Origin of the sequence: Mycobacterium attenuatum (assembly GCF_900566085.1) — a bacterium.
GTDB lineage: Bacteria > Actinomycetota > Actinomycetes > Mycobacteriales > Mycobacteriaceae > Mycobacterium > Mycobacterium attenuatum.
The window spans coordinates 1-24,697 of sequence record NZ_UPHT01000149.1 but is presented as its reverse complement, the minus strand read 5'-3'; the positions used below and the strand labels follow the sequence as shown (position 1 = coordinate 24,697).

Below are 24,697 nucleotides of genomic sequence, written 5' to 3'. Positions count from 1 at the left end.
GTGGTGCTGGTGGTGCCGCGCGATGGTTCGGCGATGGTGGTGCCGGCGGGGCTGGCGGGCAAGGAGGGACCGGCGGTGACTCTGCAAAATTTATGCACTCTGCTGATGCTGGTGGTTCTGGAGGGACTGGAGGTACCGGCGGGGCCGGTGGTGCTGGCGGGGTCTGGATGGGATCTGGTGGCTCAGGCGGGGCCGGTGGTAGCGGGGGCGCAGGTGGAACCTCCTACGGCACCGTCTCTGGCGGATCCGGAGGTAACGGCGGCGCCGGAGGAGACGGCGGTGTTGGCGGGCGGATCGGAAACGGTGGGGATGGCGGCAATGCCGGGCAAGGCGGGGTTGGCGGCCTAGGCGGATGGAAAGGGAGCAACGGGGCCGGTAACACCGGAGGCACCGGCGGAGACGCGCAGTATTTCGGTAACGGCGGCGTTGGTGGAGACGGGACCGGCGGCGCCGCGGGCGGCGTTGGCGGCACCGGCGGGCGACTATACGGCCACTCCGGATCGGACGGCTTGACCTACCTCGACACTTCACCTATCAATGAGTTCCTTAAGTAGACCGAATTGGGCTGTGGCGTCGGCCGAATTCGGGTTGCGAAAATATCTTTCGACCGCAACTCAGCCGGTCAAAGACCGCGGACGTCGTAGCGCAGTCGCGAAGTTGGGTTGACCGCAACCGTGGGCCGGCAAGTCGAGCGTTGGCACGACCATTGCGCGTTCCGGGATCGAAATCGCCTCGGCCGCAGCCGTATCGACGATGCTGGCGGATCAGCACAGGCCGCTGGGAATGCCTCTGGTGGGCGTGGTTTCCTGGCTGGGCATCGTCTGCGGGTAGGGCACCCGGTAGGGAGGGTTCAAGCGGAAGGCGCCCGTGACGGCTCCGACTCCGAGGCCGCACTGCGCAAGCTCGGGCAACACGCGTCGGGGTTGGTCGAGCGTGGGCGGTGCCGGGCTGGGTGGGACGGCGAAGTTGAAAGCCGAAGTCATATCGCCCGTCGCGCCTCGGCGCCAAGCGGAGAGGTTGGGCACCGGAACGCCAAACCGCTTCTCTATCAATCGAAGTTGCGACGTGTGATCGAACACGTCATGGACCATCAGGCCGCCGCGGCTGAACGGTGAAATCACCAGACACGGAACACGAAAACCCAGGCCGATCGGCCCCCGGATGCCGCCGGAATTGGGCACCCTGCCGAGGTCTGGCACCGAAATGTATTCGCCTGGTGTTCCCGGCGGAGCTGTCGGTGGCACGACATGGTCGAAGAAGCCGCCGTTTTCGTCATAGCTGACTATCAGCGCGGTCTTTTCCCAGACTGCCGGATTGGACAATAAGATTCGCAGCGTATCCGCGATCACTACGGCACCGCCCGCGTCCGGCATCGCCGGATGTTCGGACACAAGGATATTTGGAACCAGCCAGGAGACCTGCGGCAGCCGGTTGGCCCTGACGTCGGCGGCGAAGTCCCACGGGTAGCGCGGGGCGGCGCCGAATCGGGCCAGATCCGACCGCGGATCTGCGGCTTGCTTGAACCACTGTACGATCTCGCCGTAACCCACGTAGGTGTTGATCGCGGGCCCTAACGACTTGTCGCTGTAAACCTTCCAGCTCACGCCGGCGTCGTTGAGGTTCTGCGGCATGATGCGCCAGCTGAACGCGCCGATCGGCGCGGTGTTAGCGGTCTCCACCGATGGCCCGCCGTCGGTGCCGGCGGGGTCGATCCAGGCGCTGAGCCAATACAACCGGTTTGGAGAGGTGGGGCCCAGCACCGAGCAGAAGTAGCGGTCACACGTGGTGAACGTGTCGGCCAGCAGGTAATGGACCGGGATGTCTTGACGCGTGTGGTAGCCCATCGTCGCCGGGGTGTTGGCCGCCGAACGGGTCCGCGCTTGGGCCGGCAACCAGTGGTCGTTGGCGCCGCCGTTCCAGGAGTCGTGCATCGTGATCCAGTCATGGTCGGGGTCGTTGATGCAGGCGCCGTTGAGCAAAGGTGCCCTGGTGCTGTCGAAGCGGAACGGGATGGTGACGCCGGACGGGTCCGGCGACTGGCTTCCGGGGTTCCAGCCCTTCTGCTGGAAACTCGGCGAGGCGGTGTTGAATCCGTCTGTGTCGGAAAGGGTTCCGAAGTAGTGATCGAAGGATCTGTTTTCTTGCATCAACAGCACGATGTGCTCGATATCGGTCAAATGAGCCGAACACGGGCCGGCCCCGTAGGCCTTTTCGATAACCGGACCGGCCAAGGACATCAGAGCTCCGGCACTTGTGGCAGCCGCGGCCTTAGCCAAGAACTCGCGGCGCGACATATTGTCCACCGGGTTATTGCCCACCACACGCATCCTTCTGACCAGTTGGGCCACTGTATCTTTGCGCCGGCCGTCTGACGTGACACGTCGGCGGGTGTGTCGATCAGAACCCGCTGCAGCCGTGCGCCGCACGTCACCAAGCCTCGAAGGCGCGCTTGCCTGCGGTTTGGATGCGCGCACTGGCTCCGGGCCGGCTGCACGAATTCCTAGGCGGCGGGGTGCGCGACGAAAAACCGTGCGGCTTTGCGGATGGAGTCTTCCACCGGTTCGGGTGTCCAGCCCAGTTCGCGTTCGGCTTTGCCGTGGTCCAGCGGCGACATCAGTTCTGCCATGCGCGTTCCGACGTAGGCGAAAGGCAGGTCACGACGCAGCAGGAGGGCGGCCAGATCGTTGAGGCGCGCAGCGCAACGCATGATGGGCATGGGGATCCCGATGCGCGGCGGTCGCCGGCCCACCGCGCGCGCCGCAATCTCATGGATTTCCCGGCTGCTCAGGTAGCGATCGGAAATGATGTAACGCTCGCCGATGCGGCCCCGGTCGGCTGCCAGAAGCATTGCGCGGGCGGCGTCTTCGATACCAACCACCTCTGCGGAAAAGCCGAGATAGAACGGGAACCGCCCGGCGGCGACGCGGGCGAGCAGCGAACCATGCGGCGTGGGTGCCCAGTCACCGGGCCCATAAGTGGTCGAGATGCACATCACGACGGCCGGTAACCCCTTGTTGCGCACGTACTGCATGACCAGGCGCTCCGCGGCGACCCGGGATTCGATGTAGGCGCCGCCGTCGTTCCAGTTGTGCGGATCGTCCTCGGTGACCGCGCGTTGGTCGTGGATTGCCAACGTGCCAGTGCTGCTGGTGAATACGAACTTGCGCGGCTTCGCGTCGAGGGCCGCGTCGAGCACCTGCCGCAGGCCTTCGACATTGGTGCGGAACAGCGGTGCGGGGTCGCGCAGCCACATCCGGGCGTCGACCACGCAGTAGTAGACGACGTCGCAGTCGGCCATGGCCGCCCGTAGCGCGGCGTCGTCGAAGATGTCGCCGTAACAGCATTCCACTTTCCGAGTCTGCAACAGATCGTCGATGCCCTTGGTGACACTGGTGCGCCGCACCATGACCCGCACATCTTGCCCTGCAGCGACGAGTTGGCGGGTGACCTGCGAGCCCAGGAAGCCGCTGGCCCCGATGACTAGTTTCTTGGCTTCGGTCATTGCCGGCTCGGAAAGATACTGGGCGCCAGCGGGTCCCAGCGGTATTGCGCGGTACTGAGGCGCCGCTGAGCGGTGAGGGGGTGGCGGTTCACCGGCCGAGCCGCCGCGCCAGCAAGGCCGCCGTGTCGCGCAGCCGAGGCGAAATACGCACGGAAAAAATGGGATTGAAGATATCCTCACGCAGCCGGGTCAGCGTCGAGGACTTGATCAGCCAACTGCCGTCGAGCTTCTCGTAGGTTTCGTGGTTGTGACCGCACCCGTTGAGATTGACGCCGCGGCCCAACCGCACCACGTCCTCGAGCGCCCAGATCCCGGTCGCGGTCGTCAGCGACGTCAGCGTGATTTCGGGGGCGTGCACCTGATGCACCGTGGGTTGCGACGGCTTGCCCAGGGCGTGGCGTACGTAGGACACGAACTCGTCGGCGCCCCGGATCACCCTCCCGCCCGACTGCGAGGTGTCGCTGACGAAGTCGTCGGTGAACAGCCGCCGCCAGTCATCCCAGCGCTTGGTGTCCAGGTATCGGCAGTATCGGGCCTTGAGTTGCTTGATCGCCTCCATGTCCCGCAGTGTCGTGGCGGTGTCGGACATCGTCGCTCCCTAATGCACCTCATAGTCCGATTGCGAGATTACTGCTTCCATATCAGAAGAATGCTATTCTCGCATGATAGCGACGACAGGAGGCGGCCCGAATGCTGTTGGAGTTCGATGCCGATCAGCGCTTGTGGCAGGACACCGTGCGCGATGTCGTGGCCAAGCAGTGCCCGCCGTCGCTGGTGCGCGCCGTGGCCGAAGACGGCGTCGACACCGGTGCGCTGTGGAAGGCGTATGTGGATCTCGGCTGGACGGAACTCAACGATCCGGCCGGCGCGGTGGAGCTGGCGATCGTGCTGGAGGAGTTGGGGCATGCCACCGACCCCACCCCGTTCCTGGCGACGATGAGCCAGTTCGCGCCGCTGGCCACGGCTCATTTCGATCCGCACCAGTCGGGTACCGCCGTGTACAGCGGGGTGACGGCGCGCCGGGACGCCGACGCATGGGTGCTCGACGGTACCGCGCGCCACGTTCTCGACGGCGATCGCGCTGACCAATTGGCGGTGGTCACCGACGCCGGGGTGTTTATCGTGGCCGCCCATCAGGTCTCGGCCCGTCGCGAATCTGTGTTCGACCCGGTGCTGCATGTCGCCGACCTGTCCTTCGATCGGGTTCGGGTGCCCGAGGGTGTCCGGATAACCGTCGACCGGGAACGCGCGCGCCACGTTGCGCTGACCGGCATGGCCATCACGATGGTCGGCGCCTGCCAACGCATCCTGGACCTCGTGCTCGACCATGTCCGCAGCCGGCACCAGTTCGGGGTTCCGATCGGGTCGTTCCAGGCGGTGCAGCACAAGGCGGCCGACATGCACGTCGCGGTGCAACGGGCCCGGGCGCTGGCCTACTTCGCAGCGCTGACCATCGCCGCCGACGACCCGCGACGGCGGCTGGCCGCCGCCATGGCCAAGGCCAGCGCCGGGGAGTGCCAGTCGCTGGTGTTCCGGCACGGCTTACAGCTGCACGGCGCAATGGGATTCACTTGGGAGAACGACCTGCAATTCGCGCTCAAGCGGGCCAAGGCCGGCGAGCTCATGCTCGGCGGTGCGGCGGAGCATCGGTCTCAGATCGCGCAGGAGTACCGTGCAGCTGACTTTTGATCCCGACGTCGAGGCGTTCCGGGCGGAGTTCGCGGCCTTCCTCGACGAAAACCTGCCTGCGGCATGCGAAACGGGCGAACGACCGCGGTCGGTCTCGCACATGCCGGCTTGGGCGCGCCGTTGGCAGCGGTTGCTGTTCGACAACGGCTGGCTGCTGCCGGGCCAGCCGCCGGAGTTCGGCGGACGCAACGCTACGCTGGTGCAGCAGTTCGTGCACCTCGAGGAACTGTGCCGGCGACGGATCTATCACAGTTTCAACCCGCAGGGTGTGAATATCGTTGCCGCGTCGCTGTTGTCGTTCGGCACGGACGAGCAGAAGCACCGGTGGGCGGTGCCGATCCTGCGGGCCGAGATCACCGCTTCGCTGGGGATGAGCGAGCCCAGCGCCGGATCCGACCTGGCGTCGCTGCGCACCCGCGCGGTTCTGGACGACGATCGCTTCGTCGTCAACGGCCAGAAGGTGTGGACCTCCGGCGCCCACGATGCCGACGTGTTGTTGACGTTCGTACGCACCGACCCGGATGCGCCAAAACACAAGGGCATCAGCGCCTTACTCATCCCAACCGACAGCGCGGGTGTGGTGCGCCGGCCGTTCCCGTCCATCTGCTCGGCCGACGACCTGGATTTCAACGAGGTGTTCTTCACCGATGTGTCGGTGCCGGCGGAAAACCTGGTGGGTCCGCTCAACCAGGGCTGGCGCGTTGCCAATGGCTCCCTCGGGCACGAGCGCACCATGATGTGGCTGGGTTTCGCCGATCGGCTGGACAATCTGCTGGCCGACTTTCGTCCCGCCACGGAACTCGAACGCGACCGCTACGCCACCATGGTGATGGACAAACAGGCGCTACGCCTGTTGGGTTCGGTGGCGCTGGCGCGCGCCGCCCGCGGCGAGGACGACACCGCCGCCATCTCGGTGCTCAAGCTGCTGGGTTCGGAGGCCGAGCTGCAGGCTTGTGAGCATGCGTTGTCAGCCGCCGGCTCTGACGGGCTGGTACACCCCGCCCTGACCGGACCCTATGCGCCGATGAACCTCGATCACTACTTTGCAAGCTGGTTCGAGCGATACGCCCGCAGCTTTTCCGGAACCATCGCCGGGGGCACGTCGGAAATTCAGCGCAACATTATTGCCCAACGGGTGCTGCGGCTACCGCGGGGCTGAGTTCTTATGCCGAGCTGGGGGCACCTCCCGCCGAGGTTGCCGGCTCACCAAATAACCGCAGCCTCTTTGCGTTCGGTGACGGGTCTGGCGAGCTCCTGCTCCTCGCAAATCCGTTGCAGCCGCACCAGAGTTTCATCAAGGCCCGCACCGATCCGGCGACCCGGCGTGAAGGTTGCCGGCAGCTTGCGCATCCCCTGGATGACCCCGATGGTCTCGTAGTGGACGGTGCCCGCAGGGTCGCAACGGTAGTCGGGCATCCGGTCCAGGACCGCGGTCAGCATGGACTTGAACACGGTGCGCGCCACGTTGGATCCGATGCAGCGGTGCACACCGATGCCGAAGCTGAAGTGCCGGTTGCCTTTACGGTCGAGAACGACCTTGTCCGGGTCGGGGAAGACCGCGGCGTCACGGTTGGCCATGGCCCACGAAATCCACAGCCGCTCACCCTCTCTGAAATGCAACCCGTCGAGTTCGACATCGTCGGCGAAAGTCCGGCCGTCGCCGGGGGCCGGGGTGAAGTAGCGCAAAAATTCCTCGGTCGCTGAGTCGAGCAGCGTTTCGCGCTGCCTGCTGAGCAGCGCGCGCTGTTCAACATTTTCCGAAAGCCATTCGAGCGCATGCGCTGTCAGCGCCGTGGTGGTGTCGAAGCCACCGCCGATGAGCAATCCGAGGTTGCCCAGGATTTCCAGATCGGGCGCGGGCTTGCCGTCGATACGCATCTCGAGCAGGGCATTGACCACCCCGGGCCGTGGGCTGTTGCGGATCTCGATCATGTTGTTGACTAGGTCGAGCCCCATCTGCCGGTGCATCTCGGTGACCCGCTTGATGTCGGGCGAGTGTTCCGGGGTATACACCGCGGCGTGTGTCGGCTCGCTGTACATCTTCCAGTTCTGCAGCGGTATACCCATGAGCGCCAAGGTCAGAACGGCGGGCACGACGTTGGCCAGATCGTCGACGAAGTCGATGCTGCCGTGCTCGATCTTTTCGTCGAGGCACGCGCGGGTCACCTCGTCGACCAACGGCACCCAGCGTTTGACGGCGGCCGGCGACAAATACGGGTTGAGCACGTTGCGGTAGCTGCGGTGCTCGGGATCGTCCATCTCCAGAATGCCGCCGCGCACGCCGTTGATCCGGCTGGCGGTCGGAATCGAAATGCCTTTGTAGCCGCGGCGTTCGTTGTTGACGTCGTGATCGTTGGAGACGGCCGGGCAGCGGGCGAGTTCGAACACCTCGTGGCTGCCGGCGGCGACCCAGTGCCCGCCGTAGGTGTCGCTCCAGGCCATGGGACACCGGGCGTGCATCTCCTCGGTGATGGCGTTGAACCGGGGACGGTACTCCGCGGAGTGCCGGTCGAAGTGGTACCGAGGCATCGCGCGGTCAGTGACACTCAACCCGTTGTCTCCCTTTACTCGTCGGTGATGACGATGGCCTGCTCGGGGCAGGACTGCGCGGCTTCACGCACCCGGTCCTGCTGATCGGCCGGAACCACATCGTTGACCGCCGACGAGGTCCCGTCGATGTCACTGAGCTGGAATGAATCCGGAGCGATCATGGCGCACAAGGTATGGCCCTGGCAGCGCTCGGGATCAACCCAGACCTTCACGATGCGTACCTTCCGGCTCAGGTGTTCCGGCCGCCGTTGACACCCAGAATCTGGCCCGTGATGTAGCCGGCTTCCTCGGACACCAGAAATGCGCAGGCTGCAGCGATATCTTCGGGCTGGCCCATCCGGCGCACCGGGGTGCGCGCGATGCTCTCCTCGATGTCGCCGAGAAACCCTTGCTCGGCGGCCTTGCGCAGCATCGGGGTGTCGATGAACCCGGGCGGGATGGCGTTGACGGTGATGCCGCTGGGCCCGTATTCGAGCGCCAGGGATTTGGTCAACCCGTTGACCGCCGATTTGGCCGCCACGTAGTGCGCCATATAGGGAGTGCCCGAATGGGTGCTCGACGACGAGATATTGACGATCCGTCCCCACTGGGCCGCCACCATGTCGGGCAGCACCGCCTGAATGGTGTGAAAGACCCCGTTGAGGTTGACGTCGATCACCCGCTGCCAGTCCTCGAAGGTGATATTGGCGAACCGTTTGAACCCGTCCAGGCCCGCGGCATTGACCACAATCGTGACCGGCCCCAGGCGGTCGCGGATCGCCGTCAGGGCGGTGTCGATCTGCGGCCGATCCGTGACGTCGGCGATGTAGGCGAGTTCGGCGTCGGACTGCTGACGGTCGATGGTAGCGACGTCGATACCGTCGGCTCGCAGGCGACGCGCGACGGCCAGCCCAATGCCGGATGCGCCGCCGGTGACGACGGCGGTCTTCATCTTCGCAACTTCTCAATCACAAAGAATCTCCCTTACGATTATGAGAACCCTACTCTCGGCGCCGAGCGGCCCGCAAGGCGGCGGCAATGGGCGTCCAGCCTGCGTCAAACGCCGCAAACGGTACATCGCTGAGCGATTGTCTAGCATGACCGCAGGCCGGTCCGGAATTAGGACATTGTTGAAGTCTCATACCGCGAATGTAAGATTCGCAAAGGATGAGAATGAAATTACCGCGACCGTCACCACACTGAGGGGGCCGCAATGCCGACGCAGCAGACGGCGGGAACCATCGCGGAGGCGGGACCAGCCGCCGGGCGAGCCGACGCCCCTGCACCGGCCGACCGTCGACTGTTGATCGACGGTCGACTGGTCGTCACCGATACGACATTTCCGTCCGTCAACCCCGCCACGGCCGCGGTCCTGGGGTATGCGCCCGATGCCGGGACGGCGGAAGCCCGGGCGGCGGTCGCGGCGGCCCGGCGTGCTTTCGACACCACCACCTGGCCGACCGACGTCGAGTTGCGCACCCGGTGTCTGGACCAACTCCATCGGGCACTACTCGACCATGCCGAGGAATTGCGAGGGCTCACCATCGCCGAAGTCGGCGCCACCCGTGCCCTGACCCACGGAGCGCAACTCGACGAGCCGATCGGCATCGTGCGCTATTACGCCGACCTGCTGCCCGGCTACCAGTTTTCCGAAGAGCTCGGCGAGCGGGAATCACGGGGGATGCGCCATCACCGCTGGGTGGAGAAGGAAGCCGCCGGAGTAGTCGCGGCGATCATCGCCTACAACTATCCCAACCAACTCGCGCTGGCCAAGCTGGCCCCGGCGCTGGCCGCAGGCTGCACGGTGGTGCTCAAGGCCGCACCGGACACCCCGCTGATCACGCTGGCGCTGGGTGAGGTGATCGCCAACCACACCGATATCCCGCCCGGGGTCGTCAACGTGCTCAGTTCGTCGGATTCCGCCGTCGGCGAGGCGCTGACCAGCAGCCCCGACGTCGACGTCGTCAGCTTCACCGGGTCAACAGCGGTCGGCCGGCGGATCATGGCGGCGGCCAGCGAGACAGTCAAACGGGTCTTTCTGGAGCTCGGCGGAAAGTCCGCGGTGATCATGCTCGACGACGCCGACTTCGCCGGCGCGGCCATGTTCGCAGCGTTCAGCATGGTCACCCACGCCGGTCAGGGCTGTGCGCTCACGTCGCGCCTGCTGGTGCCCAACAAGCACCACGACGAAATCGTCGAACTGATCGCGCAGAACTTCGCCAAGGTACGCCACGGCGACCCGGCCGACCCGAAAACATATATGGGGCCGCTGATCAACGAACGCCAGCGCGACAAGGTGGACGCCATGGTGCAGCGCGCCGTCGCCGCGGGCGCGACCCTGGTCACCGGGGGCAAGCGACTCGATCCCGGCTACTTCTATGCACCGACCCTGCTCACCAACGTCGACCCGGACAGCGAGATCGCCCAGGAGGAGGTGTTCGGTCCGGTGCTCGCCGTGATCGGATTCGACGACGATGATCACGCCGTCCGGGTCGCCAACAATTCGATCTACGGATTGGCCGGCGCCGTCTTCAGTCGAGACCAGGACCGGGCGCTGTCGGTCGCGCGCCGGATCCGTACCGGTTCGTTTTCCATCAACGGCGGCAACTACTTCGGCGCCGATAGCCCGTTCGGCGGTTTCAAGCAGTCGGGCGTCGGTCGCGAAATGGGGGTCGCCGGTCTCGAAGAGTTCTTGGAACGCAAGACTTTTGCGGCCCCAGTGATCGCGGCGCCGGCGCACGGGGGCCGCGCATGAAACCGTTGGAGGGCATCCGCGTCCTGGAAGTCGCCATGTACGGCTTCGTCCCGTCGGCCGGTGCCGTGCTGGCCGAATGGGGCGCCGAGGTCATCAAAGTCGAGCATGCGGTGACCGGCGACCCGCAGCGCGGCCTCCGGCAGACCGGCATGCTGCGCGTGGAGGGCGACCCGAACCCCAACATCGAACACGCCAACCGCGGGAAACGCAGTATCGGCCTGGACATGTCAGTGCCGGAAGGCAAAGAAGTGCTCTGCGAGCTGGCGCGCCGCTGCGATGTGTTCCTAACCAGTTTCCTGCCCGACGCACGACAGAAATTCGGCATCGACGTCGACGACATCCGAGCGGTGAACCCGTCGATCATCTACGCCCGCGGCAGCGCGCTGGGCCCCCGCGGCGAGGAAGCTGCCAAAGGCGGCTACGACATGACCGCCTTTTGGTGCCGGGCGGGAACTGCTGCCACCATCACTCCGATGGGCTATGCGGGCATGATCAATCCGCCCGGGCCGGCCTATGGCGACACCATCTCCGGTACCAACCTCGCCGGCGGCATCGCGGCGGCGTTGCTCAAGCGGGAGCGCACCGGGGAGCCGTCCGTCGTCGACGTGTCGTTGCTGGGCAGCGGATTGTGGTCGCTGGGCCACACCGTGGCCTTGACAAGGCATTTGGGTCAGCTGATGCAAGCCCCGCCGCCCGGCGTGCACGGTGCCCCCAACAACCCTCTGGTGGGGCTGTATCCGACGTCGGATAGCCGTTACATCTCATTCGTGATGATGCAGCCCACCAAGTTCTGGGCCGACGTGTGCCGGCACATCGACCGGCCGGAACTGGCCGACGATCCCCGCTTCGCGACCGTCGAGACCATTGCCGCCAACACCGCAGCTGCCGTGGAGATCTTGACCAAAGTGATCGCAGCACGCACGCTTGCCGAGTGGAGCGAACGCTTTGCGACGCTCGCGGGACCATGGGCGCCGGTGCAGGACACCCTGCAAGCGGCCGACGACGCGCAAATCCGGGCGAACGAGTATCTGGTGCGCGCGGGCCAACTCGAGTTGGTGGCCAACCCGGTGCAATTCGACGTCACCGCGCCCCATACCGGGCCGGCACCCGGATTCGCCGAGCAGACCGACGAGATCCTCCTGGAACTCGGACTGGACTGGGATCGCATCATCGAACTCAAGACGGCAGGGGCCGTCACCTGAGACCCACATGAGCCCCGTGCCCGCGATGCCGAATGCCCCCGCTGTCGCAGCCGTGGCAGGCCATCCGTCCCGCCCGATAACGGTTGCGGTTTTCCTGTTACACGTGGGCGCGGCATGAGTCATAATCGCCGAAAGCTGCAAGAGGTGGGGGCTGGGCCGGGCCAGCATTGCTTGCAAGCGCCAACTCACGCAACGAAACGGAGGGCCGGCGTGAGGGCGGTAGCCACTAGTCACGGCGCGCCGGTGCCGTCCGTGGACCGGGCGATGGTTTCCGCGGCCCGGATCAGCCTGGCGCGCAGCCACATTGGTCACATGGCCGCCGGAGGGCATGGGGCGCATGGCCGGTAGGGGGGCGGACCGCTGGTCACCGGGCATCGCGTTGGGGCGTGGGTCCAAACCCATGCAGGCGGTCGGGGGGCTCTTCGCGATGTCGGCGGACGCCATCAAATTCGTGTTCCGCCGGCCCTTCCAGTGGCGGGAATTCCTGGAGCAGTCGTGGTTTGTCGCGCGCGTCTCGATGGCGCCGACGTTGTTGGTGGCCATCCCCTTCACCGTCCTGGTCAGCTTCACCCTCAACATTTTGCTGCGCGAACTGGGCGCGGCGGACTTGTCCGGTGCCGGGGCCGCTTTCGGTGCGGTTACCCAAGTCGGCCCGTTGGTGACCGTCCTGATCGTCGCCGGCGCGGGCGCCACGGCGATGTGCGCAGACCTGGGTTCGCGAACGATCCGTGAAGAGATCGACGCGATGGAGGTATTGGGGATCAACCCGGTGCAGCGCTTGGTCACACCACGCATGCTGGCCTCCGGGCTGGTGGCGTTGCTGTTGAACAGTCTCGTGGTCATCATCGGCATCCTGGGTGGTTACGTCTTTTCGGTGTTCGTCCAGGACGTCAATCCCGGTGCGTTCGCCGCCGGCATCACGTTGTTGACCGGAGTACCAGAGGTGATCATTTCCTGTGTCAAGGCAGCCCTTTTCGGCCTGATCGCCGGCCTGGTTGCGTGCTACCGGGGGCTGACGGTATCCGGCGGAGGCGCCAAGGCCGTCGGCAACGCCGTCAACGAAACCGTCGTCTACGCGTTCATGTCGTTGTTCGTCGTCAACGTGGTTGTCACCGCCATCGGCATCCGCATGTCCACCAAATAACACAGCACGCAATTCAGGGAGGCGTAGGGACACGCTGTGACATTGCGAGCAGCCTATCCGCGACTGACGCGACAACTCCAGAAGCCGGTCGGCACCCTGAGCCGCATCGGCGACCACACGTTGTTCTACGGCAAAGCGCTGGCCGGCGCTCCGTTCGCGGCCACCCACTACCGGCGCGAAATCATTCGCCTGGTCGCCGAAATCAGCATGGGTGCAGGTACTTTGGCGATGATCGGCGGGACCCTGGTGATCGTCGGGTTCTTGACGCTGGCCGCGGGGGGCACGCTGGCGGTCCAGGGCTACAGCTCGCTGGGCAACATCGGCATCGAAGCGCTGACCGGATTCCTGGCCGCCTTCATCAACGTTCGCATTTCGGCGCCAGTGGTGGCCGGAATCGGGCTGGCCGCGACATTTGGTGCGGGCGTGACCGCACAGCTGGGCGCCATGCGGATCAACGAAGAGATCGATGCACTGGAATCGATGGCGATCCGGCCGATTTCATACCTAGTGAGCACCCGGATCGTCGCCGGGATGCTCGCGATCACCCCGCTGTATTCCATCGCCGTCATCCTGTCCTTCCTCGCCAGCCAATTTGTCACCGTGGTCTTGTTCGGCCAGTCGGGTGGCCTCTATCAGCACTACTTCACGACGTTCCTGAACCCGATCGACCTGTTGTGGTCGTTCCTGCAGGCGGTGCTGATGGCGCTGACCATTTTGTTGATCCATACCTATTTCGGCTATTTCGCCACGGGCGGACCGGCCGGTGTGGGTGTGGCGACCGGTAATGCGGTGCGCACTTCGCTGGTCGTGGTCGTCTCGGTGACACTGCTGGTGTCACTGTCCATCTACGGCTCCAACGGCAACTTCCACTTGTCGGGCTAGGGGAAACGACAGTGACGAAGAACCTCGGACCGGGTCCCATTCACCGTTCGGAAACCGCAAGCGCCGCAAGACCTGTCGCGGCGTCACCCGGCCGGCACTTCGGCGTGCGATCCTACGTTCGCCCCCTGGCTGGTTTGGCAACCGTCGCCGTCGTCGCCGTTATCGCGGCCGTCGCGGTGGGATTGTTCCAGGGTTCGTTCACCGAGAGCGTGCCGGTGACCGTGGTTTCGCCGCGAGCCGGCCTGGTGATGAACCCCGACGCCAAGGTGAAGATGCGCGGCGTGGAAGTGGGCAAGGTCGCCTCGATCGAATCCCGGCCGGACGGTAAAGCCGTGCTGCACCTGGCGATGCAGCCGTCGCAAATGCGCCTGATTCCGTCGAATGTGCTCGTCGATATCGCGTCGACGACCGTCTTCGGCGCGAAGTTCGTCGAGCTGGTGCCGCCCGACAACCCCGCACCGGAGCCGCTGCGCGCCGGTGCCGTGCTCGACAGCCAACACGTCACCGTTGAAATCAACACCGTATTCCAACAACTGACGTCTTTGTTGAACTCGATCGATCCCGCCAAACTGAACGAAACCCTGGGCGCCATCGCGTCGGCGGTCAACGGCCGCGGCCACCAGATCGGCCAGATGCTCTCCGACCTCGATCATTTCCTGGCTACCCAGGAGCCGAGTCTGCCCGCACTGCGCCACGACCTGCAGACGTTGCCGACGGTCAGTAACGCCTATGCGGATGCCTCGCAGGACCTTCTCAGCACCGCCGACAACGCCATCCGGATCAGCAAGACGATTGTCGACGAGCAACAAAACCTGGACGCCTTCTTGATCAGCTCGATCGGTCTGGCCGACATGGGCAACCAGGTGATTGGCGGCAACCGGCAAGCGCTCACCGATGTCCTGCACCTACTGGTGCCCACCACCGATCTGACCAACGAATACCACCAGGCGCTGTACTGCGGTCTGGCCGGGTCGCTGGTGAACCTGCATGCTCCGCCGCTGCCCACCCCCGGCGTGTTGGTGTTGGTCGGATTCGAGTGGGGGGCCGAACGATATCGCTATCCGGTCAACTTGCCCAAGGTGGCCGCGACCGGTGGACCGCAGTGCTGGGATCTTCCCGTGGTGCCCTTCGACGTGGCTCCGCCGTTCGTGGTCACCGACGTCGGCGCCAATCCCTGGCAGTACGGCAACCCGCATCTGCTGCTCAACTCCGATGCCCTCAAGCAGCTGCTGTACGGGCCGCTCGACGGGCCACCGCGCAACACCATGCAGATCGGGCAACCCGGATGAGCGGCTCGCGCCCGATGATCATCAAATTCGGCATCTTCGCCGTGACCATGACGGTGCTGACGGTGTTCCTGTTTTTCATTTTCGGTCAGTACCGCACCGGTTCGACGAATGGTTATTCTGCTGTCTTCAATGATGTCTCGCGGCTCAAGCCCGGACAGACGGTACGCGTGGCAGGCATCCGGGTCGGCACCGTCAACAGCGTTACGCTGTTGCCCGACAAGAGGGTCCGGGTGAAATTCGACGCCGATCGCGGCGTCGTGCTCACCACCGGCACCCGGGCCGTCGTCCGCTACCTGAACCTGGTCGGCGATCGCTATCTCGAACTCGTCGATGGCCCCGGGTCCACCAAGGTACTGCCCGCCGGCGGCGAGATCCCGCTCGACCGGACGGCGCCCGCGCTGGACCTCGATCTGCTGCTGGGTGGCCTCAAACCGGTTATCCAGGGCCTGAATCCGCAAGACGTCAACGCGCTTACCGCGTCGCTGGTGCAGGTTCTCCAGGGGGAGGGCGGCACCTTGCAGTCGTTGCTCTCAAAGACGTCGTCGTTCTCGAATACGTTGGCCGACAACAACGAAACCGTCCAGCAACTGATCGACAACCTCAACACGTTGGTCGCCACGCTGGACAAGGACGGCGACAAGTTCTCCGCGGCGCTGGATCGCCTGCAGCGGCTCGTCAGCGCCTTCTCCGATGACCGCAACACCATCGGCACCGCGATCGACGCCCTGGATCAGGGGACCGCCTCGATCGCCGATCTGCTGACCCGGGCCCGGCCGCCGCTGGCCGGCACGGTGGATCAGCTCAACCGGTTGGCGCCACTGCTCGACGACAACAAGGGTCAAATCGACGTTTCGCTGCAGAAGCTGCCCAAGAACTATCGCAAGCTGGTGCGGTTGGGCTCGTACGGCGCGTGGATTCCGTACTACCTGTGCGAGCTGAGCCTTCGGGTCTCCGACCTGCAGTACCGGACCGTGGTATCGCCGATATACCGCCAAGAAGGCGGGCGCTGCGCGGAGCCCGACGAGGGAGACCGATGAACAAGTACCGCGGCACTGGTCTCGTTCGGGCCGGATTCATCGGGACCGTGCTGGTGATCATGGTCATCGCGGTCGGACTGTCGCCTGAGCAGCTGCTCCAGCGGGGCACCGCCGTCCGATACCAGGCGGTGTTCTCCGAGGCCGGTGGCCTGGCCCAGGGCAACGACGTGACGGTATCGGGTATGAAGGTCGGCTCGGTCTCGGATGTGGCCCTGCACAACGGCGATGCCTTGGTGACTTTCACCATCAAGGGGACGGTTCTGCTCGGGTCGGACACCACCGCACACATCAGGACCGGGTCGCTACTGGGCCAGCGGGTGCTGACGCTGGAGTCGGCGGGCAGCGGCAAGCTGCATCCCATGGACGTGATTCCGATTTCGCGCACGTCCTCGCCATACTCGTTGAGCGAAGCGCTCAGTGATCTCACGACCGATGTCGCCGGCACCAATACCGATACGCTCAACCAGTCGCTGGACACGCTCTCGACAACGCTCGACCAGATCGCCCCGCAATTGGGCCCGGCCTTCGACGGGGTGACCCGGCTGTCGCAAACCCTCAACAGCCGCAACAAATCACTGCGCGAATTACTACAAGGCGCCGCCGATGTCACCAAGATCCTCTCGCAACGCAGCGCGCAGGTGAACACGCTGATCCTCGATGCCGACAGCCTGCTGTCCGTCCTGGAGGCCCGTCGGCAGGAGATTGTGCAGCTGCTGGCCAATACCTCCGCGGTGGCCAAGCAGCTGACCGGGTTGGTGCACGACAACGAAAGTAAGCTGGCACCGACGTTGACCAGGCTCAATTCGGTGATCGCGATGCTGGAGAAGAACCGGGACAAGCTGTCGCAGGCGCTGCCGGGCCTGGCCAAGTATCAGCTCACCCAGGGCGAAGCCATTTCCAACGGCTTTTATTACACCGCGTTCGTGCCGAACTTCCTGGTCATGGAAATCTTTCAGCCATTCTTCGACTATTTCTTCGGTTTCCGGGCCTACGGTGCGCCCGGTCAGCCACCCGACACTGCCGGTCCGCGCGCCCTGATCCCGTTCCCCTCCAACGCCATTCCACCGTGCCCGGACTGCCGGGTGCCCGGACTTCCGCCCTTCCCGGGAGGGTCGTGATGATCACCCGCAACCTGCTGCGCCTCGGACTGGCGATCACGTTGGCAGCGCTGATCGTCGTGGGCGCCGCGGTGGCCGTTCGCAATGCGTTCTTTCGCCCGAAGACCATCACCGCCTATTTCACCAAGACCACCGCGATCTACCCGGGCGACGACGTTCGGGTCTCGGGTATCAAGGTCGGCACCATCACCGCCATCCGTCCGCAGGGGACCACATCCACAATCGTGATGCACGTCGATCACGACGTCCCGATTCCCGCCGACGCCAAGGCGGTGATCGTTGCCCAGAATCTGGTGGCCGCCCGCTATGTCCAACTCACCCCGGCCTATCGATCCAGTGGTCCCACCATGGCCGACGGCGCGGTGATACCGGTCGACCGGACCGCAATACCCGTCGAGTGGGACGAAGTCAAGGACCAATTAATGCGGTTGGCAACGGAATTGGGCCCCAACAGCAAAGTCTCCACACCCTCGGTGGCGCGTTTCATCGATAGCGCTGCCAACGCGCTCGGCGGCAACGGCGACAAGCTGAGGCAGACGTTGGCCCAATTATCCGGGGTGGGAAGGGTTTTGGCTGACGGCAGCGGAAACATCGTCGACATCATCAAGAATCTGCAGACCTTCATCAAGGTGCTTCGCGACAGCAGCCAGCAGCTCGTGGTGTTCAACAACCAGCTGGCCACGCTGACCAGTGTGCTCGACGACAACAAATCCGACTTGGACGCTGCGCTCACCGATTTGGCCGGCGCGGTCGGGGAGGTGCAACGGTTCATCGCCGAGACCCGCGACCCGACCTCCGAACAGATCGCGCGATTGGCCGACCTGACCCAGATCCTCGTCGACAACAAGATGTCGCTGAAGAACATCCTGCATGTCACGCCGAATGCGCTTGCCAACGCCTACAACGACTACGAACCCGACATGGGGGCAATCCGCGGAGCGTTCACCGTCAACAACACCGCCAATTCGGTGAACCTCTACTGCGCGCAACTCGGCGCCATCGAGAACGTCACCGCGGTCGAATCGGGCAAGCTGTGCGGGTTGTATCTCAGCCCGGCGCTGCGAGTGTTCAACCCGCTGCTGCTGTTCAACTGGAACTATCTCCCGATACCGATCAACCCCATCCTGGCGTCCTCAGCCGACCCCCAGAACATCGTCTACAGCGAGCCGCGGCTGGCACCGGGCGGTGAGGGCCCCAAGCCCGGTCCGCCCGAACTGCCACCGGCGGTGTCCGCCTACACCGGCCTGCCCGGCGACACGCCGGATTATCCGCCGCCGCCGGGGCCGCCGGCGCGGATACCGGGCGCGGCGATGCCCGAACCGCCGGCGCCCACCCGCCCGGGCGAGTCGCCGTCGCCCGCGCCGGAACCCGTGCCGGGGCTGCTGCCCGCCGAAGGTGCCCAGCCGTGACCGCCCGGATGTTGGCGCGCCGGATGCTGGTCCTGGGCGTGGCCGTCATGCTGGCCGTCACCGGTTGCGCATTCAACGGCTTGAACTCGCTGCCACTGCCCGGCGCGGTCGGGCGTGGCGCGGGTGCCGACATCTACCACGTCGAGATTGCCAATGTCGGCACCATGGAATCGAATTCGCCGGTGATGGTCAACGACGTCATCGTCGGCAGCATCGGCAGGATGCGGGTGACGGGCTGGCACGCCGACGTCGAGATCTCGGTCAAGCACGGTGTCGAGATACCGGCCGACGCGGTCGCCAGCGTCGGCCAGACCAGCCTGTTGGGATCGATGCATCTGGAACTCAATCCGCCGCAAGGCAAAAAGGGCGAAGGGAGGTTACGGCCGGCGGCCGAATGCGCCCGGCTCCACTTGCAGCAACCACCCTGCGCCACCATTGCGCTGGACAAGTCGTCCACATATCCGTCGACCGAGCAGACGTTGTCGTCGCTGTCGGTCGTCATCAACTCGGGCGGCTTCACCCAAATCGGCGACATCGTCCACAATTTCAACGCGGCGTTGTCCGGGCGGGCAGCCGACGTCCGCGACCTGATCGATCGCCTCGACAGGTTCGTGGGAATCCTCGACCAGCAGCGTGGCAACATCGTCACGTCGATCCAGGCGCTCAACCGGCTTGCCGGCACCTTCGCCAGCCAGCGCGACATCATCACCCAGGCGCTCTACAAGGTGCCGCCCGCGCTGGACGTCCTGATCCGCCAGCGACCGCGCATCACGGCCGCGCTGGACAGGCTCCGGGTGTTCAGCGACACCGCCACCAGGCTGGTCAACGACGCTGGCGACGATCTGGTCACCAACCTCAAAAACCTGGAGCCGACGATCAGCGCGCTCGCCGACGTCGGGCCGGAACTCGACGCAGCGCTGGCCTACGCGCCGACGTACCCGTTCACCCAGAACCTCATCGACCGCGCCATCCGGGGTGATTTCGTCAACGGGTTCTTCGTCCTCGACCTGACGAATGCCCGGCTGCGCAAGGGCCTGTTGCTGGGCACCCACTGGGGACGGCTGGGCGCGGAGCTGGTACCCGCACCCGGAGACCCGCAGTACCTGCAGTACCAGTACACGCCCGACCCGCGCAATCCGTCGGCGCCGGGACCGGTGGCACCGCCGGTCGGCGCGCCGCTGACCCCGACGGCGGCACCTGGACCCGCCACCTTCGTGCCGCTGCCATTGCCGCCGCCGGGCGCGCCGCCGCCGGTGCCGCCACCACCGCGGCCGCAACTCGGTCCGGCCACACCCGAGTTCGGTCCGCAGGTGCCGGGTACGCCGCCGACCGCTACGCAGCCACCGGATGCGGGCCCGTAGATGCTGACCCGCTTCGTCCGTATCCAGCTGGCGATTTTCACGGTCGTGGGCATCGTCGGGGTGGCCGTGATGGTCTTGATGTACATCCAGGCGCCGACACTGCTTGGCATCGGGCGGATAACGGTCACCCTGGAAGTGCCCGCCGCCGGCGGCCTCTACCGCTTCAGCAACGTGACCTACCGCGGGGTGCAGGTCGGCAAGGTCACCGCGGTGGCGCTGACGTCGCACTGCAGCGACCCCAAACGCAGCCCGTGTGCCAATGCGACTCTGTCGCTTGGTTCTTCACCGAAAATACCGGCGGACCTGGAAGCCGATGTGCGCAGCATCTCCGCGGTCGGCGAACAATACGTGGACCTGCGGCCGCACACCAGCTCGCCGCCCTATTTGCACAACGGTTCGGTTATTCCGATGAGCCAGGCCACAATTCCCCAACCGATCGGTCCCGTGCTCGACCAGACCAGTGCGTTGATCGACAGCATCCCCAAGGGCAAGCTGGTCACATTGCTCGACGAGGCATTCAAGGGATTCAACGGGGCGGGCTATGACTTCGGATCGTTGTTCGATTCGGCGGCAAAGGTTTCCGGTGACCTCAACGGTGTCGCTGAGCGGGCCCGGACCCTCACCGAGGACACCGGGCCAGTTCTGGATTCCCAAGCGCAGACCACCGATGCGATCCGGCTGTGGGCGCACAGCCTCGCCGGAGTTTCCGGTCAACTGGTGACCAACGATCCGCAGATACGCACCCTGCTGGAACACGGACCCGGCGCATTCGACGAGGCGTCCCGACTGCTCGATCAGATCAAGCCGACGCTGCCGGTGCTGCTGGCCAACCTGACCACGGTCGGGCAGATCGCGGTGACCTATCACGCATCGCTCGAGCAGGTGCTGGTGTTGCTGCCGCCATTCGTCGCCGCAATCCAATCATTCGTCGGCACCAAGAACCCGACGGGCTACGCCCAAGGAGACTTCGCTGCTCTGGTGGACGACCCTCCCGGCTGCACGGTGGGATTCCTACCGCCCAGCCAATGGCGGTCGCCGGCCGACACCACGACGATCGATACGCCGGACGGGCTGTACTGCAAGCTGCCTCAGGACTCACCGATCTCGGTTCGCGGCGCCCGGAACTACCCCTGCATCGAGCACCCGGGCAAGCGGGCGCCGACGGTCGAAATCTGCGACAGCGACCGGCCTTTCGAGCCACTGGCGATGCGCCAGCACGTCTTCGGCGCCTACCCGCTGGACCCGAATCTGCTGGCCCAGGGGATCCCGCCCGACGATCGGGTCAACTTCTACCGCGACCGGATTTTCGGGCCGGTAGAGGGCACCCCGCTGCCGCCGGGCTCGCCCGGTCCGCGGGGAACGCCGCCGGTACCGCCGGGTTCGCCGGTACCGCTGCAGCAACCACCGATCCCGCCGGGGTCGTCGGTGCCGCCGCCGGCGAACTTGCAACCACCGGCGCCGGTGGATCTCACGCCCATTGCGCCGATGGACGTTCCGGACGGAGCTCCGCCAGCACCGGTTGGCGGGCCCCAAGCCGCACCAAGTGCATTCGGCCACAACGCATCTGGCCCGACTCCGGGTCTGGCGGTGGCCCAGTACGATCCGCGGACCGGTCGCTACATAGGTCCCGACGGTCAGCTGTATCGACAAGCAGACCTGGTCAAGCCTCCCAAGACCTGGAAGGACATGCTCTTGGCGGGCTAGCCGGTGGCGCCCGGCGACCTTTCAGACCCTGTCGAGTCGGAACGGCATCATGACGACGAGCCACTTGTTGGTTCCGCAAGCGCCGCTGGGCCCGACCGTCTGGTCTTTGCCCGCAAGTGTCGGCGATCCGGTCTGGATGGTGCCGTCCGGGGCTGCCGGATAGAAGGTGAATGTCTGCACTCCGGTGAACGAGGTGCCGTCGGGACAGGTTTCCCAGTTGGGCACTTCGTGTTTGACGGTCCACATCACTCCGTCATGCATGTAAAGCGGTGCACTCCAACCCTGGTCGCTGGTCACCCGACCGGTGCAGTCCTGGGCGGTAGCACAACTGGACGACACGGTCCAGGTGCTGCTGACGGTCGGTTCGTCATGAAACGATTGATTCGTTTTGGCCCATTCCCCGACGGACGTGGCGCGGTAGGTTCCGTTGATGGCAGGGCCATCGGTGGAGGCCCGGGCCGGCGGCGTTGTATTCGAGGCGCCAATCATCGTGACAGCCACCGTTATTGCGCTTGCGACAGTGCCCATTGACCGCATCACGTGCTCCTCGACGCGCTGGCGTCACTTCCCACTGAGACAGTAACACCGGCGCCGCCGGGTGGGCGAGGGCTTGGCTGCAAAGCCGCGACCATCACAGCGAGTCGAGCTTGGCGATGAGCCAGGATCCGTTGACCTTGCTCAGAGTTACTCGCACGCTACTGGTGGTTTTCACAGGTTCTGGCTTGTCCTTGCTGGTGGTCTTCAGACTGATAAACACAAGTACGACAGCCGAATCCGGATGCAATTCCGCAGCGGCGGCTCGAATAACGCGGGCGCTGGTGGTGATTTGGCCCCGCTGCGCCGCGGGCGCCACGATCTGCTCGGTGAACCGTTCGTAGTAGGCCTGGTAGTCGTCGGTGAGCCGCCATCTCGCATTGTCGAAATCCCGGCTCAGGCTGTCGGGTGAGTACGACAGGAGCGCCACCGTGCCCTCGGATGCCGCCCTGATCGCATCGCGTGCTGCTGTGTTGCTGGTTTGTTGATCCAGACGGTAACCGAAGTAGAAGAAGCCGGCGGCGAAGCCGGTCGTGGCAATGACCATCAGCCCCAACAGGATTGGACGCCACCTCGTCAGGCAACGGCGGATCCGGCTCCGCGTCAAGGCGAATCGGAGTCGCGGCGCCGACCCGCCGTCGGGCGAAGCGGTCGGGTCGTCGAGCTGTGGACCGTCGTCGACCGTCACGGCAGCGCTTCGACCTTCGCCACTTTGAGCTGTCCGCCGTCGCGTTGCAAGGTCATCACGATCCGCCACGACCGCGGCGCCAGTTTGTCTTTACCGAAATTGGGGCCTGGGTTGGCTTCTGGATTGGCGACCTCGGCCCTGGCCGCGACCAGGACGACCGCGGAATCGTCGGTCATCGACTGGACGGCGACGCCTTGTACGGTCGCCTTGGTGCTGATTCTGGACTGCTCGACCGACTGAACCAGATCGTCGGCGGCGATCAGCATGCCGCCTTTGAACGCACCGGTCGTGTTGTCGATGATGCGCTGCACATCCTGCCTGGCCCTGTTGGCGTCGATCGACATCAGGATGATGGCGTCGTGGCGCGCCGCGGCCGCGAACTCCGCGGCGCGCTGCTGTTGGTGCGCCACGGTGCGGTGGTGCCACACCAGATAACCGCTCGCGCCGAGCGACCCGCAGGTAAGCGCCGCTGCGGCGATCGTCGCCAGGCCAGTGCGTCCCGGACGACGAAGCCACTGCGGCCGCAACCGGAATCGGCGGCCGGCGGCAGCGGTCCGGTCGTCGGTGGTTGCGCTTTCGGGCTTGTCATCGGCCGTGCCGGCGGGCTGCGGATGGCCAGCCTGCGCGGCGGCCTGGCGGCTCAGCTGCGTCGCGTGCTCGCGGGCCGCACGGGCTCGGGCTTCGGCCACGGCGACGGCTTGCTCTGCCTGGGTGAGCGATGGGCCGTCGGCGTCCAGGTCCTCAGAAAGAGGCTCTCGCGACGGCATTGTCACCTCCTGGCCACGCTCTCAACGAGAGCAACATTATCGATCACTCACCCAACGGGCCCGTCCCCCGAATGCGTTGATTCGTATCCTCTCCGGGCAGGAGAGTTTTCTTTTCAATTGTGCAAGAGTAATAGCGTGCGCTTACTCGTGGCAGCGATTGCCGCGTTGCTCGGCATGACAGTATTGACGGCACCACCCGCCGGCGCGGGCCCCACGGTGTGCGACTACCCGGCCTGCACACCCGGAATCACCCCGAACGTCGTCCTCGGCGCCCCCTGCGACAACACCACCTACTACGTCTTCGGAACCGCCGACTACTACGTCTCGTTCGCCACCGAGCCGGGCCGGCTGATGTTCTGCGGTTCGCCGCGGCGATACGAACCCAGATGGTTCCGATCACCCCCGATGGCCGGAATCAAGGACGAAAACTCCGACTGCACCAGCTACCCGGAGTACTACGTCGCCCAGGCGCCCGACGGCCTGTTCGTGGTCTGCGTGGCGCAGAACGGTCACGCCACCTGGGTGCGTGGCGACACCTAAACAGGTTTAGCGATAGAAGCTGCGCCGCGGCGTCCGCTTCGGCACCTGCGACCATCTGTGTGACGAGACGCGAAAGCGGGTTGCCGGCTCACAGGCCTTGGACCAATCGGCGATGGCCCCGGCTGATGGGTGAGCTCCGTTCTCGGCGGTAAGCTCCGAATGCTCCGATTATCCCTGCCGCACTACATCTTTCGCGTTCACCGCGCCGATCAGCGCCGCAGCGAGTATGGCAGATCTGGGTGGTTCAGCCCATCCGCGCCGCGGGTGCCACGGAGCAGTCCGCCTTCGCCGCCGGCGCCACTGGGCGCGCCGCCGGTGCCGTCCCCGCCCGCGCCGCCGTTACCGAAAATCTGCGCGTTACCGCCGTTGCCACCGCTATTTCCGGCCCCGTCGTTTCCGCCGGATCGGCCCCTGCCGCCAACTCCGCCCTGCCCGGCGTTGCCGCCTGCACCGCCTGAGCCGATCAGTCCGGCATTGCCACCGTCGCCTCCGGATCCGCTGTTGCCTCCGTTCCCGCCCGCCAGACCGCCCCCCGAGTTCCCACCTG

General features: G+C 65.4%; 23 protein-coding genes and 1 pseudogene. 14 read left to right on the top strand and 10 right to left on the bottom strand.

Features of this window, described 5'->3' with window-relative positions; all coding sequences use genetic code 11:
- Window positions 1-348: hypothetical protein (locus EET13_RS32450; RefSeq protein ID WP_211189123.1), on the top strand; the 348-nt coding region annotated here is incomplete at its 5' end.
- A gap of 416 nt (window positions 349-764) precedes the next feature.
- Here the strand turns inward: EET13_RS32450 and EET13_RS23820 are convergent.
- The 3 genes from EET13_RS23820 to EET13_RS23810 all read right to left on the bottom strand — a co-directional run bounded on the left by EET13_RS23820 (window position 765) and on the right by EET13_RS23810 (window position 4,091).
- Window positions 765-2,318 (bottom strand): phospholipase C, encoded by a 1,554-nt coding sequence (locus EET13_RS23820; protein ID WP_425293720.1) that lies wholly within the window; start codon window positions 2,316-2,318, stop codon window positions 765-767.
- Window positions 2,319-2,500: 182 nt separating this feature from the next.
- Window positions 2,501-3,502 carry an NAD-dependent epimerase/dehydratase family protein gene (locus EET13_RS23815; protein ID WP_122444575.1) on the bottom strand — a complete coding sequence of 334 codons (1,002 nt, stop codon included), beginning with the start codon at window positions 3,500-3,502 and terminating at the stop codon, window positions 2,501-2,503.
- Window positions 3,503-3,590: 88 nt separating this feature from the next.
- On the bottom strand, window positions 3,591-4,091 hold the full coding sequence (locus EET13_RS23810; RefSeq protein ID WP_122444574.1) for a nuclear transport factor 2 family protein: 501 nt from the start codon (window positions 4,089-4,091) through the stop codon (window positions 3,591-3,593).
- A gap of 101 nt (window positions 4,092-4,192) precedes the next feature.
- Between EET13_RS23810 and EET13_RS23805 the strand changes: the two genes are divergently transcribed.
- Complete coding sequence (locus EET13_RS23805) at window positions 4,193-5,191, top strand: acyl-CoA dehydrogenase family protein (protein ID WP_122444573.1); 999 nt, start codon at window positions 4,193-4,195, stop codon at window positions 5,189-5,191.
- On the top strand, window positions 5,175-6,350 hold the full coding sequence (locus EET13_RS23800) for an acyl-CoA dehydrogenase family protein (RefSeq protein WP_122444572.1): 1,176 nt from the start codon (window positions 5,175-5,177) through the stop codon (window positions 6,348-6,350). The genes EET13_RS23805 and EET13_RS23800 overlap by 17 nt, the downstream gene beginning before the upstream one ends.
- Before the next feature lie 44 nt (window positions 6,351-6,394).
- Here the strand turns inward: EET13_RS23800 and EET13_RS23795 are convergent, their stop codons facing one another.
- Genes EET13_RS23795 through EET13_RS23785 form a run of 3 tightly spaced genes read right to left on the bottom strand, consistent with a single transcriptional unit; the run spans window position 6,395 to window position 8,672 of the window.
- Window positions 6,395-7,720, bottom strand: coding sequence for a cytochrome P450 (locus EET13_RS23795; protein ID WP_122444571.1), 1,326 nt, complete (start codon window positions 7,718-7,720; stop codon window positions 6,395-6,397).
- Between the two features lie 35 nt (window positions 7,721-7,755).
- Entirely contained in the window at window positions 7,756-7,953 is a 198-nt protein-coding gene (locus EET13_RS23790; protein ID WP_122444570.1) for a ferredoxin, read from the bottom strand.
- A gap of 17 nt (window positions 7,954-7,970) precedes the next feature.
- Window positions 7,971-8,672 (bottom strand): SDR family NAD(P)-dependent oxidoreductase, encoded by a 702-nt coding sequence (locus EET13_RS23785; RefSeq protein WP_122444569.1) that lies wholly within the window; start codon window positions 8,670-8,672, stop codon window positions 7,971-7,973.
- Window positions 8,673-8,933: 261 nt separating this feature from the next.
- Here EET13_RS23785 and EET13_RS23780 point away from each other — a divergent pair, with 261 nt between their 5' ends.
- The 10 genes from EET13_RS23780 (at window position 8,934) to EET13_RS23735 (ending at window position 21,621) form a co-directional block, all read left to right on the top strand.
- Complete coding sequence (locus tag EET13_RS23780) at window positions 8,934-10,475, top strand: aldehyde dehydrogenase family protein (RefSeq protein ID WP_122444568.1); 1,542 nt, start codon at window positions 8,934-8,936, stop codon at window positions 10,473-10,475.
- Complete coding sequence (locus EET13_RS23775; protein ID WP_122444567.1) at window positions 10,472-11,677, top strand: CaiB/BaiF CoA transferase family protein; 1,206 nt, start codon at window positions 10,472-10,474, stop codon at window positions 11,675-11,677. Before EET13_RS23780 ends, EET13_RS23775 begins: the two co-directional genes overlap by 4 nt.
- A 337-nt stretch (window positions 11,678-12,014) precedes the next feature.
- A complete protein-coding gene (locus tag EET13_RS23770; RefSeq protein ID WP_122444566.1) occupies window positions 12,015-12,821 on the top strand; it encodes an MlaE family ABC transporter permease in 807 nt (268 codons plus the stop codon).
- 36 nt (window positions 12,822-12,857) lie between these two features.
- Window positions 12,858-13,703 carry an ABC transporter permease gene (locus EET13_RS23765; RefSeq protein ID WP_122444565.1) on the top strand — a complete coding sequence of 282 codons (846 nt, stop codon included), beginning with the start codon at window positions 12,858-12,860 and terminating at the stop codon, window positions 13,701-13,703.
- Window positions 13,704-13,714: 11 nt separating this feature from the next.
- Complete coding sequence (locus tag EET13_RS23760) at window positions 13,715-14,992, top strand: MCE family protein (protein WP_122444564.1); 1,278 nt, start codon at window positions 13,715-13,717, stop codon at window positions 14,990-14,992.
- Complete coding sequence (locus EET13_RS23755) at window positions 14,989-16,029, top strand: MCE family protein (protein WP_122444563.1); 1,041 nt, start codon at window positions 14,989-14,991, stop codon at window positions 16,027-16,029. The genes EET13_RS23760 and EET13_RS23755 overlap by 4 nt, the downstream gene beginning before the upstream one ends.
- Window positions 16,026-17,147, top strand: coding sequence for an MCE family protein (locus tag EET13_RS23750; protein WP_122444562.1), 1,122 nt, complete (start codon window positions 16,026-16,028; stop codon window positions 17,145-17,147). Before EET13_RS23755 ends, EET13_RS23750 begins: the two co-directional genes overlap by 4 nt.
- A complete protein-coding gene (locus EET13_RS23745) occupies window positions 17,147-18,556 on the top strand; it encodes an MCE family protein (protein WP_122444561.1) in 1,410 nt (469 codons plus the stop codon). Before EET13_RS23750 ends, EET13_RS23745 begins: the two co-directional genes overlap by 1 nt.
- 8 nt (window positions 18,557-18,564) lie before the next feature.
- On the top strand, window positions 18,565-19,917 hold the full coding sequence (locus tag EET13_RS23740; RefSeq protein WP_168991326.1) for an MCE family protein: 1,353 nt from the start codon (window positions 18,565-18,567) through the stop codon (window positions 19,915-19,917).
- Complete coding sequence (locus EET13_RS23735; protein WP_122444560.1) at window positions 19,918-21,621, top strand: MlaD family protein; 1,704 nt, start codon at window positions 19,918-19,920, stop codon at window positions 21,619-21,621.
- 21 nt (window positions 21,622-21,642) lie between these two features.
- Here EET13_RS23735 and EET13_RS23730 read toward each other — a convergent pair whose 3' ends face one another.
- From EET13_RS23730 to EET13_RS23720, 3 genes are all read right to left on the bottom strand, one after another.
- Window positions 21,643-22,158, bottom strand: a complete 516-nt coding sequence (locus tag EET13_RS23730; protein ID WP_122444559.1) for an Rv2253/PknI dimerization domain-containing protein — start codon at window positions 22,156-22,158, stop codon at window positions 21,643-21,645.
- A 94-nt stretch (window positions 22,159-22,252) separates the two neighbouring features.
- Window positions 22,253-22,843, bottom strand: coding sequence for a twin-arginine translocation pathway signal (locus EET13_RS23725; RefSeq protein ID WP_244604078.1), 591 nt, complete (start codon window positions 22,841-22,843; stop codon window positions 22,253-22,255).
- Window positions 22,840-23,610, bottom strand: a complete 771-nt coding sequence (locus tag EET13_RS23720) for a hypothetical protein (RefSeq protein ID WP_122444577.1) — start codon at window positions 23,608-23,610, stop codon at window positions 22,840-22,842. Before EET13_RS23720 ends, EET13_RS23725 begins: the two co-directional genes overlap by 4 nt.
- 135 nt (window positions 23,611-23,745) lie before the next feature.
- On the opposite strand from EET13_RS23720, the gene EET13_RS23715 reads away from it, so the two are divergent.
- Window positions 23,746-24,150: a hypothetical protein gene (locus tag EET13_RS23715; RefSeq protein ID WP_425294043.1), complete on the top strand. Its 405-nt coding sequence runs from the start codon at window positions 23,746-23,748 to the stop codon at window positions 24,148-24,150.
- A gap of 209 nt (window positions 24,151-24,359) precedes the next feature.
- Here EET13_RS23715 and EET13_RS23710 read toward each other — a convergent pair.
- Window positions 24,360-24,697: pseudogene (locus EET13_RS23710) on the bottom strand (PE family protein); the annotation flags it as partial.